The 9624-nt window shown below is 66.4% G+C and carries 11 protein-coding genes and 1 tRNA gene; 9 read left to right on the plus strand and 3 right to left on the minus strand.

Annotation, left to right across the window (positions count from 1 at the left end):
* Window positions 1-6: 6 nt before the first annotated feature.
* Window positions 7-648: a hypothetical protein gene (locus ABQZ09_RS05195; RefSeq protein WP_349776297.1), complete on the minus strand. Its 642-nt coding sequence runs from the start codon at window positions 646-648 to the stop codon at window positions 7-9.
* A 72-nt stretch (window positions 649-720) separates the two neighbouring features.
* Here ABQZ09_RS05195 and ABQZ09_RS05200 point away from each other — a divergent pair, with 72 nt between their 5' ends.
* The 7 genes from ABQZ09_RS05200 to ABQZ09_RS05230 all read left to right on the plus strand — a co-directional run bounded on the left by ABQZ09_RS05200 (window position 721) and on the right by ABQZ09_RS05230 (window position 6172).
* Window positions 721-879 (plus strand): hypothetical protein, encoded by a 159-nt coding sequence (locus ABQZ09_RS05200; protein ID WP_349776298.1) that lies wholly within the window; start codon window positions 721-723, stop codon window positions 877-879.
* A complete protein-coding gene (locus tag ABQZ09_RS05205; RefSeq protein ID WP_349776299.1) occupies window positions 872-3307 on the plus strand; it encodes a DNA methyltransferase in 2436 nt (811 codons plus the stop codon). The genes ABQZ09_RS05200 and ABQZ09_RS05205 overlap by 8 nt, the downstream gene beginning before the upstream one ends.
* Before the next feature lie 373 nt (window positions 3308-3680).
* A complete protein-coding gene (locus tag ABQZ09_RS05210) occupies window positions 3681-3893 on the plus strand; it encodes a hypothetical protein (RefSeq protein ID WP_349776300.1) in 213 nt (70 codons plus the stop codon).
* Between the two features lie 2 nt (window positions 3894-3895).
* Window positions 3896-4375, plus strand: coding sequence for a hypothetical protein (locus ABQZ09_RS05215; RefSeq protein WP_349776301.1), 480 nt, complete (start codon window positions 3896-3898; stop codon window positions 4373-4375).
* Window positions 4376-4636: 261 nt separating this feature from the next.
* Window positions 4637-4951 carry a J domain-containing protein gene (locus ABQZ09_RS05220; protein ID WP_349776302.1) on the plus strand — a complete coding sequence of 105 codons (315 nt, stop codon included), beginning with the start codon at window positions 4637-4639 and terminating at the stop codon, window positions 4949-4951.
* The gene (locus tag ABQZ09_RS05225) at window positions 4944-5150 is read left to right on the plus strand and encodes a DUF4224 domain-containing protein (protein WP_349776303.1); all 207 of its coding nucleotides are present in this window, start codon (window positions 4944-4946) and stop codon (window positions 5148-5150) included. Before ABQZ09_RS05220 ends, ABQZ09_RS05225 begins: the two co-directional genes overlap by 8 nt.
* The gene (locus ABQZ09_RS05230) at window positions 5150-6172 is read left to right on the plus strand and encodes a tyrosine-type recombinase/integrase (protein WP_349776348.1); all 1023 of its coding nucleotides are present in this window, start codon (window positions 5150-5152) and stop codon (window positions 6170-6172) included. Before ABQZ09_RS05225 ends, ABQZ09_RS05230 begins: the two co-directional genes overlap by 1 nt.
* Before the next feature lie 58 nt (window positions 6173-6230).
* Here the strand turns inward: ABQZ09_RS05230 and ABQZ09_RS05235 are convergent.
* A tRNA-Gly gene (locus tag ABQZ09_RS05235) sits at window positions 6231-6304 on the minus strand.
* A 118-nt stretch (window positions 6305-6422) separates the two neighbouring features.
* A complete protein-coding gene (locus ABQZ09_RS05240; RefSeq protein WP_349776349.1) occupies window positions 6423-8207 on the minus strand; it encodes an autotransporter outer membrane beta-barrel domain-containing protein in 1785 nt (594 codons plus the stop codon).
* Between the two features lie 188 nt (window positions 8208-8395).
* On the opposite strand from ABQZ09_RS05240, the gene thiS reads away from it, so the two are divergent.
* Entirely contained in the window at window positions 8396-8596 is a 201-nt protein-coding gene (gene thiS, locus ABQZ09_RS05245) for a sulfur carrier protein ThiS (protein ID WP_039405410.1), read from the plus strand.
* A 48-nt stretch (window positions 8597-8644) separates the two neighbouring features.
* Window positions 8645-9439 (plus strand): thiazole synthase, encoded by a 795-nt coding sequence (locus ABQZ09_RS05250; protein WP_349776304.1) that lies wholly within the window; start codon window positions 8645-8647, stop codon window positions 9437-9439.
* Window positions 9440-9624 lie beyond the last annotated feature (185 nt).

Below are 9624 nucleotides of genomic sequence, written 5' to 3' on the forward strand. Positions count from 1 at the left end.
GCTCCCCTAACGCGCTTCCGGTTCGACTGGACCGAACTGCTCTTCAGGCGTGACCGCGACGAACTTTCGAAACTCCGCAGCAAACTCTTCGCTTATTCCGTGCAGCCATTCCAGCTGCCCGAGCAGAAGCTGGAAGTCCGAGTACTCACCTGCGTACCGCCATCTAGGGTTTACGCCAGTAGGCTTTACCACCCGATCGCGAATCTTTCGAACCAACTCCCCGAGAGTTCGACTGCCGCCGATCAGGGTGGCCAGGTCTGCCCCGATGCTATCCGGCAGGTTGTGGATTCGGTCCTCGACGCGCTCTGCCCCAGGCAGCAGAGCACGCTCTGCCTCATCCAGAGCACGGGTCATCGCGCGGCCATCGCGAATCTGTTGGTTTTGCACGTCAATACCTGTGTCGAGAGCTCTGACCATCATGGCCATCCGCGCAGGCAGTGCTGTGACCTCGTACAGCAGGATCCGGCCAATGATGCGCGCGTTCTCCTCGCGCAGCTTCACTGCCTCGCCATGCTGTTGAGCAGCGATTTTAGTCGCCTCCTCCGCGATAGCAGCCGCACGCTTCGACGTTCGGTTCGCCGACACGGCAACACCGATAGTTCCGCCGGCCGCAAGTGCACCCACCACGACCGCAGCCCAGTCGGCCACGTTCCCCCACTCCGCTGCTAGCGGACAGAACTCGATTGCCATATCGCCCCCTCTGATGGATCCGATTCTGCCATGACTAATCTGCACCCAAACGACAAGATTGCCGCGCTGGACTGGGCGCTGAGCCGTGCGCGCGAAGCAGCCGCCGGCGATGAGCTGATCCGGCTCACTCATCTGCCGGCACTGCAGGAACTGCGCGACGAAGCGCAGCGGGAGGCGCGCGGTGGCTGATCCCTACCGCGAGTTCCTGGAGCGCAAGGTCCGCGTCGCGCCGTCGACGGGTTTCGACGTCTCGCCCGACGATGTGCACCCGCTCCTCAAGCCGCACCAGCGCGACAGCGTCGTGTGGGCATGCTCCGGCGGGCGCCGCGCCCTCTTCCAGCGCTTCGGCCTGGGCAAGAGCATGCAGCAGCTGGAGATCATGCGGCTGGCGCGCGCACACGCTGGCGGCGCAGTGGGCATCGTGGTGCCGCTGGGCGTGCGGCAGGAGTTCCGCCGCGACGCCGGCAAGCTCGGGCTGGAGACGCGTTTCGTGCGCACCAGCGCCGAGGTGGATCCGGACTTCAATGGCATCCACCTCACCAATTACGAGAGCGTGCGCGACGGCAAGCTCGACCCGAACCTGTTCACCGCGGCCAGCCTTGATGAGGCCTCGGTGCTGCGCAGCTTCGGATCGAAGACCTATCAGCAGTTCCTGACCTTGTTCGATGAGGTCCGGTACCGGTTCGTCGCCACGGCCACGCCCAGCCCGAACCGCTACAAGGAGCTGATCCATTACGCCGGCTTCCTGGGCGTGATGGACACCGGCCAGGCTCTCACACGCTGGTTCAAGCGTGACAGCACGCAGGCCAACAACCTGACGCTGTACCCGCACAAGGAACGTGAGTTCTGGTTATGGGTGGCCAGCTGGGCGCTGTTCCTGCAGAAGCCGTCCGACCTGGGTTACAGCGACGAAGGCTATGACCTGCCGGAGCTGACAGTGCATTACGTCGAAGTACCGGTGGACCACAACACCGCCGGCGCCGAACGAGATGGCCAGGGCAAGTTGTTCCGCGATGCCGCGATGGGTTTGCAGAATGCCGCCAAGGAGAAGCGCGACACGCTCGGCGCGCGCGTGGCTGCCGTGCAGCAGGTGGTCGCCGCCAGGCCGGATGATCATTGGCTGATCTGGCACGACCTCGAGGCAGAGCGGCATGCGCTGCAGGCTGCCATCCCCGCCGCCGTCAGCATTTACGGCGACCAGGAGCTGGACGAGCGCGAACAGGCGGTCATCGACTTCAGCGAAGGCGTGATCCCGATCCTGTCTGCCAAGCCGGTCATCGCCGGCAGCGGCTGCAACTTCCAGCGCCACTGCCACTTGTCGGTCTATGCCGGCATCGGCTTCAAGTTCAACGACTTCATCCAGTCCATTCACCGCACCCAGCGGTACCAGCAGGCGCACCCGGTAGAGGTGTGGATCGTCTACGCCGAGAGCGAGCGCGAGGTGCTGGCCAGCCTGCAAGCGAAGTGGACGCGCCACGAGGAGATGGTAGAGAGAATGAGCGAGATCATCAGGGAATACGGCCTGAGCAAGGCCGCCATGGCGCAAGTACTTCAGCGCTCGATTGGCGTGGAGCGGATCGAGGCCAGCGGTACCGGCTGGACAGTCGCGAACAACGATTGCGTGATGGAGACGCGCGGCATGGCCGACGACAGCGTCGACCTGGTCGTGACCTCGATCCCGTTCGCCAACCACTACGAGTACAGTCCGAGCTACAACGACTTCGGGCACACCGACGACAACGCGCACTTCTGGGCGCAGATGGACCACCTCAGCACGCAGCTGCTGCGGATCCTGAAGCCTGGCCGGATCGCGGCCATCCACGTGAAGGACCGGATCCAGTTCGGCGCAGTGACCGGCGCCGGCGTGCCAACGGTCAGCCCCTTCCATGCGGAGGCGATCTTCCACTACCGGTCGCACGGCTTCGACTACATGGGCCTGATCACGGTCGTGACCGACGTGGTGCGCGAGAACAACCAGACCTATCGGCTGGGCTGGTCGGAGCAGTGCAAGGACGGCACCAAGATGGGGGTGGGCTCGCCCGAGTACATCGTGCTGCTGCACAAGCCGCAAACCGATCGCAGCCGCGGCTATGCCGATGAGCCGGTCCGCAAGCAGAAGGCGGATTACACGCGGGCGCGCTGGCAGGTGGATGCGCATGCATTCTGGCGCTCGAGCGGCCGCCGGCAGCTGACGGCCGACGAGCTGGCGCAGCTGGGCCCGGACAAGCTGGCCAAGCTGTTCACCGAGTACAGCCTGCGCGAGGTCTACGACTACGAAACCCATGTGCGCATCGGCGAGGAACTGGAGGCGCGCGGCGCGCTGCCCTCCACCTTCATGTCACTGGCGCCAGGCAGCCATGACGCTGACGTCTGGCACGACGTCAACCGCATGCTGACCCTCAACGGCGAGCAGACCCGGCGCGGCCTGGAAAACCACATCTGCCCGCTGCAGTTCGACATCGTCGATCGGCTGATCCAGCGCTTCAGCAATGCCGGCGAGCTGGTGTTCGACCCGTTCGGCGGTCTGTTCACCGTGCCGTACAGGGCACTGAAGCTGGGCCGCCAGGGCCGTGCCGCCGAGCTGTCCACCGCCTACTTCATGGACGGCGTGCGGTAACTACAGGCTGCGGAGCGAGAGATCGCCATGCCGGATCTGTTCGCAGCGATAGAGACAACGCTGCAAGGCCAAGCGGCATGAGGCTATCAGCGATTTTCAGCCCGCTTAGTGGCCAAGTCGTACCCAGGCGGGAGGGTTTTCGCGATAGCACGCGCTGCGTCGATGCCTCCCCGGTACGCAGCCTCTCGGCTAGGGAACTCGGTACCGGCCGCGACCTCGGTAACAGGCTCGCGCTCTTGCCCGTGATGCACGTAGCCGACGGCGTGCCAGTGACCGGGACGTCCGACGTCCTCACCAACAGCTGCCTCAAGCCTGAACTCCCCTTCGATTTCCATGGCGCACCTCGTCAATTCGGAAGTGTGAGGTTAACCCAATGAAGCCGCAGCTCTTTCCGCGAGAGCCGCGCCGGATGAAGCAGCCACCGAAGGATCTGCTCCGGCAGCAGCTCGCCATGGCCGCCGACCACATCGAGCGGGTCACCGCCGAGAACCACGCTCTGCGCGCGATGTGCGCAGACCTCATCAACACCTGCCAGAGCAGCGCCGACCAGATGCGCGCTGCCCTCGCGAACACGGAGACCGAGTAATCATGAGCACTGCCACCACAGAATCGATCCGCCTGCCCGAAATCATTGCCTCGATGCTCAATTACGCGGGAGTGGCGGACACGTGCGAGGTCACCCAGGGGCACGCTCCGGTCGCCATCCGAAATTGGGCAGAGATGCTGCAGCAGTTGGCCGCGCCTGCTGCTGTGCCGGTGGACGTGCTGCGCGAAGCAGCGGCGCTCGCCGATGCCGTCGAGAAAAATGGGAAGTGGGACGACGGTTGCTTCTACTACAACAAGCATGCGGCGAGCGAGCTGCAAACTCCGCTGGTCAACCTCCGCCGCGCCCTCGCCACCCACCCCCAGCCGACAGCGGCGAAGGATGTGCCGGAGCTGTTCGTGCAATGGCTGGAGCGAGAGATGCCGGCGGGCACGATTATCGGCAAACCGGCCTGGTGGGCACCGAAGCTGGCGCGCGCCCTGCGCAGTGCCGAGCGCGGCGTGCTGGGAGGATGCAATGGCTGAGCGCCCTGACCAACGCTACCCGCTGACCTGGCCGGCGGGCTGGCCGCGCACGCCCGGCCACCTCCGGGCGCACAGTCCATTCAAGGCACAGACCACCGACCGCGCATTCCGCGACCTGGTGGACGAGCTTGGCCGGCTCTGCGCGCGGAACATCATCGTCAGCAGCAACCTCAAGCTGCGCCAGGACGGCATGCCGTACAGCCAGCAGCCGCGCAATGACGATGAGGGGATCGCCGTCTCTTCACCCGCAAGGGCGTGGAGATGGTCCTGGCCTGCGACAAGTTCGCCAAGCGCGAGGCCAATCTGCGGGCGATCACCCTCACGATCGGCGCGATTCGAGGCATCGAACGCTGGGGCAGCTCCGACATGATGGAACGCGCATTCAACGGCTTCAGCACCCTACCGGCGCCGGTGGCGCTGTCCTGGCGCGATGTGCTGGACCCGTCCGACCCCGAGGGGAGCTACCGCCGGCTGCGCTCCCAGCACCACCCGGACCGCCCCGGCGGCGATGCAACCGAGTTCCAGCGCGTGCACCGCGCATGGGACGCATACCAGCAGGAACACACCCATGGCTGAGCTGTGCCTATCCCGCGACGAGGTGGCAGAGCTGTGCCGCACAACGCATCGAGCGAAGCAGGCCAGATTCCTGCAGCAGAATGGCGTGCGGCATTACCTCGATGCGCACAGCTGGCCGGTGGTGCTGCGCAGCGCGATCGACCCGACCGAGAAGAAGGCCGGCACGGTCGCGGCCTGGTCGCCCAATAAGGCCGCATGATGGGAAGGAAGCCAAGCAGGCCGGGCGCGGTGCCGCGGTTGCGCGCCCGCAAGCAGAAGTCGGGCATGGTGCATTACTACTACGACCACGGCGGCAAGCCACGCAAGGAGACGCCGCTGGGTGCCGACTATGGGGTGGCTATCAAGCGCTGGGCGGAAATCGAGCATGCGCGTGTGATCCCCACACATGCGCAGCTCACCTTTCGGCACGTGGCCGACCGCTACCGCGCCGAGGTCATCCCAACCAAGGCGCCGAGCACGCAGCGGCTGCACAACCTCTGCCTGACCTGGCTGCTGACGTTCTTCGATGATCCGCCCGCGCCGTTTGAGGCGATCAAGCCCCTGCACATCCGGAAGTATCTGGATTGGCGCGCCTCTAAGGTAATCGCCAATCGAGAAGTTGCCCTGTTCTCGCACCTCTGGAACTGGGCGCGCGGCAAGGGTCTCACGGACCTTTCCAACCCCTGCGAGGGAATCCGCCGGAACAAGGAAACCGGACGCGACGTGTACGTGGACGATGCCACCTTCCGCGCCGTCTACGAGCGTGGCGACCAGACCTTGCGCGATGCGTTGGACCTGGCCTACCTCACCGGCCAGCGCGTCGGTGACGTGTGGTCGATGGACGAGCGGCAGCTGGGCGCGGGAGAGCTGGTGGTGCGGCAGGCCAAGACCGGGACCAAGCTGACGATGGCCGTCACCGGCGAGCTAGCAGCGCTGCTGGATCGGATCGCCGCGCGCAAGCGAGGGCTGACGTTGCGCAGCACGCGGCTCATCGTGGATGCGGACGGGCTGGCGATCGGCCGGGCTGCGTTGCGCTACCGGTTCGACCAGGCGCGCAAGGCCGCTGGCGTGGACAAGGGCGACTTTCAGTTCCGGGATCTTCGTGCCAAGGCTGGCACGGACAAGGCTGATTCAGCCGGCGATATTCGCCAGGCCCAGGCGCAGCTGGGGCATGCGTCGGTGACGATGACCGAGCACTACGTGCGGAAGCGGAAGGGCGCAAAGACAACGCCAACACGATAATTGCGGAGCGCTCTGTCTTTTGCGGAGCGGACCAAAACTGCGAAACGCTTATGGGACATGGAGCGGGCGATGGGAATCGAACCCACGTCAGTAGCTTGGGAAGCTACAGCTCTACCATTGAGCTACGCCCGCACGGCGTGGGGAGAGTTTAGGCGGGTGTAGGCATCGGGCGCAATGCGCAGACGTGACGAGGGCCGGTTGCCCGGCCCTCGTGTCTTGCAAGGTGCTACCTGCAGCGGTTCGGCGTGGCTCAGAAATTGCCGCTGAAGTTCACGAACAGCGTTGCATCGCGGGCACTGCGCTGGGCGGTGGTGGTGCTCAGGCCGACGTTGCTCTGCAGGCCCCACAGGCCGGTGCGGGCGCCCAGCACCACGGTGGCGTAGTTGCGGTCGAAGTTCTGGCCCGGGACGGTGTACATGCCCACTTCCGGCATCGACTGCAGCCAGGCGCTGGCTTCGCCACCGTCCTTGAACTCGTGGTCGTAGGTCGCCTGCAGGTACGGCTTGATCGCGGCGCCGTCCAGGCGCACCTGGAAGCCGACGCGGCCGACCAGCGAGTCGATATCCTGGTCGGCATAGCCCAGCGCGGTGGCACTGGCGTCGCTTTCGGTGTAGCCGTCGAGCTTGATCTTCTGCCAGGTCAGGCCGGCCACCGGGCCGTACTTGACGTTGCCTTCGCCCAGCGAATAGCCGGCGTTGAGCGCGGCGGTGAGATTGCTGCCGTCCGGCGACCCGCTGTGCACGCGGGTCGCTGGCCCCAGCTGCACTTCACGGTCCACGTCGTAGCTCAGCCAGCTGTAGCTGACCTGGGCGTTGACCCACACCGGGCCGGTGTACCAGCCGAAGAAGCCGCCCAGGGTGGTGTCGTCCTGCTTGAAGCTGCCGTTGCGGTTGCCGAAGTCCGCGTCCATGCGGCCGAAGCCGGCAAAGCCGCCGAACACCAGGTCGCCGGCCGTCCAATCCACGCCGAACAGGCCGGCCGGGGCCATGCCGTCGTACAGGTCGGCGTGGTCGTAGCGCTGCATGTCGCCGCGCACGCTGCCCCACCAGCGCAGCCCGTCGGCGTCCGGCTTGCCGTCCAGATGCCAGGCCACCTGATCGGCACGGGCGCGGCCACCGGCCTGCGCCGAGTGCGTCAGCACCTGCTGCAGGCGCGGCGCTTCCAGCAACGAAATCGCGTACTCGCCCAGGATCTGGTGCACCGCCGTGGTCGGATGAATGCCGTCGGCGAAGACGTAGGTGGTCGGTGCGTTGGCGGCGACCAGGCTGGTCGGGTTGCAGGCCGGCAGTGGCAGTGCCGGGTTGCAGGCGGTGTTGGTGACGTTGGTGAAGCCGAAGGTGCCCGGCGCGGCGACGATTTCCTGCAGCATGTGGAAGGTGTCGAGAGGAATCACGCGCAGGCCGGCCGATTGCAGGCCGTTGAACAGCGCGGTGTTGTAGGTGGCGGCCGCTGCGGTGCCCTGGGCCATGGCGGCTGCGCCGCCGGCGCGGAAGCGCGGGGTGATGCCGATATCGGGAATGGTCGGCACCATCACGTAGCGCGCGCCGGCAGTCTGCAGCGTGGCCACGGCGCCCACCTGGGCGGTGACCGCGCTGCCAATGATGGCCTGTGCCTGCGCCGGCACGGTGGCCGCGGCCAACAGGTCGTTGGCGCCGCCCCACACGCTGTACAGCGCGTTCGGGTTGGCGCGGCCGCCATTGGCGGTGAGATAGGTGTTGATCTGGCTGGTCACCGACGGCGCGGCGCCGAGTGCGCTGACCGAGCTGGCCTGGATGCGCGCGCCGCCGGCAGCGTAATTGTCGCCGGTCTGGCCATTGCCGTTGGGCGCTGCGTTGGTGCCGAAGTGGTCGCCGACATATTCGGCCCACACCCAGCCCGGGTTGGTGGTGAACTTGCCGGTGACCGGGCGCGAAGCAGCCGGCAGCAACGGGGTGTAGTAGCCACTGTCGGTGAGGCTGTCACCGAAGAACACGGTCTGGTCGAAGGCCTGCTCGGCCATGGCCGGGGTGGCCGCGATAGCGATGGCGACCGCCATCAGGGAGCGGATCGGGCGAAGTGTTGAAGCCATGGGAGTGCCTGCTTGAAAGTGGATGGGACCGGACCGGCCTGCATACGTACGCCGGCGAATGGCAATGGTTTCACCCTCGCCGCCCGCGCTCACGCTGCATCGCCGCATAACGCAAAAACGCGCGCCCCGACGGCGCGCGATGCAACAATGATGACATGAACATTCAACTCAACGGCGCCCCGCGCACGCTCCCCGACCACCTGCCGCTGGCCGCCCTGCTGGAACAGGAAGGCCTGACCCAGCGACGCGTGGCAGTGGAGGTCAATGGCGAAATCGTGTCGCGCGGGCGGCACGCCGAGCATGTGTTGCGCGAGGGCGATGTGGTGGAGATCGTGCACGCGTTGGGCGGCGGTTGATGCCCCGCGCGGCCGGCGCATCCGCGCCCGATCGGTGATAATTGCCGCATGACGAATCCCGCCCCCTCTGATGCGCTGGTCATCGCCGGCAAACGCTATCGCTCGCGCCTGCTGACCGGCACCGGCAAGTTCAAGGATCTGGACGAGACCCGCCTGGCCACCGAGGCCGCCGCGGCCGAGATCGTGACGGTGGCCATCCGCCGGGTGAACATCGGCCAGGACCCCAACGCGCCCAGCCTGCTCGACGTGCTGCCGCCGGAGCGCTACACGCTGCTGCCCAACACTGCCGGCTGCTACACCGCCGACGACGCGGTGCGCACCTGCCGGCTGGCGCGCGAGCTGCTGGACGGCCACAACCTCACCAAGCTGGAAGTGCTGGGCGACGAGCGCACGCTGTATCCGGATGTGGTGCAGACGCTCAAGGCCGCCGAGCAGCTGGTGGCCGATGGCTTCGAGGTGATGGTCTATACCTCCGACGATCCGATCCTGGCCAAGCGCTTGGAAGAGATCGGCTGCGTGGCGGTGATGCCGCTGGCGGCGCCGATCGGCTCTGGCCTGGGTATCCAGAACAAGTACAACCTGCTGGAAATCATCGAGAACGCCAAGGTGCCGATCATTGTCGACGCAGGCGTAGGCACCGCCTCGGACGCGGCAATCGCGATGGAGCTGGGCTGCGACGGCGTGTTGATGAACACCGCCATTGCCGGCGCGCGCGACCCGATCCTGATGGCCAGCGCGATGCGCAAGGCGATCGAGGCCGGGCGCGAAGCGTTTCGGGCCGGGCGGATTCCGCGCAAGCGCTATGCATCGGCATCGAGCCCGGTGGACGGTGTGATTGGATGAGTCGGTGGTCTGCGTTGACATTGCGGCCGAGGCGCAATGATCGGCAGTGCGGCGTGCCGGATATGACCGCTGCCAGATCGCGCGTTGCTGCGGGCGTCCCCCTCACGCCGTACCCTCACCCCAACCCCCGCTCCGCGCCCCGGCCCGCGCCTGCGTCGCGGGCGCTCCCAGGCACGCGCGCCCAT

The organism is Xanthomonas sp. WHRI 6106 (assembly GCF_040202405.1).
GTDB lineage: Bacteria > Pseudomonadota > Gammaproteobacteria > Xanthomonadales > Xanthomonadaceae > Xanthomonas > Xanthomonas cannabis.

Bases quoted from the DNA above. Each gene is read 5' to 3' on its own strand.
- thiS (WP_039405410.1), top strand. From the start codon at position 8,396: ATGAACATTCAACTCAACGGCGCCCCGCGCACGCTCCCCGACCACCTG.
- ABQZ09_RS05210 (WP_349776300.1), top strand. From the start codon at position 3,681: ATGAAGCCGCAGCTCTTTCCGCGAGAGCCGCGCCGGATGAAGCAGCCA.
- ABQZ09_RS05215 (WP_349776301.1), top strand. From the start codon at position 3,896: ATGAGCACTGCCACCACAGAATCGATCCGCCTGCCCGAAATCATTGCC.
- ABQZ09_RS05250 (WP_349776304.1), top strand. From the start codon at position 8,645: ATGACGAATCCCGCCCCCTCTGATGCGCTGGTCATCGCCGGCAAACGC.
- ABQZ09_RS05220 (WP_349776302.1), top strand. From the start codon at position 4,637: ATGGTCCTGGCCTGCGACAAGTTCGCCAAGCGCGAGGCCAATCTGCGG.
- ABQZ09_RS05230 (WP_349776348.1), top strand. From the start codon at position 5,150: ATGGGAAGGAAGCCAAGCAGGCCGGGCGCGGTGCCGCGGTTGCGCGCC.
- ABQZ09_RS05225 (WP_349776303.1), top strand. From the start codon at position 4,944: ATGGCTGAGCTGTGCCTATCCCGCGACGAGGTGGCAGAGCTGTGCCGC.
- ABQZ09_RS05240 (WP_349776349.1), bottom strand. From the start codon at position 8,207: ATGGCGGTCGCCATCGCTATCGCGGCCACCCCGGCCATGGCCGAGCAG.
- ABQZ09_RS05200 (WP_349776298.1), top strand. From the start codon at position 721: ATGACTAATCTGCACCCAAACGACAAGATTGCCGCGCTGGACTGGGCG.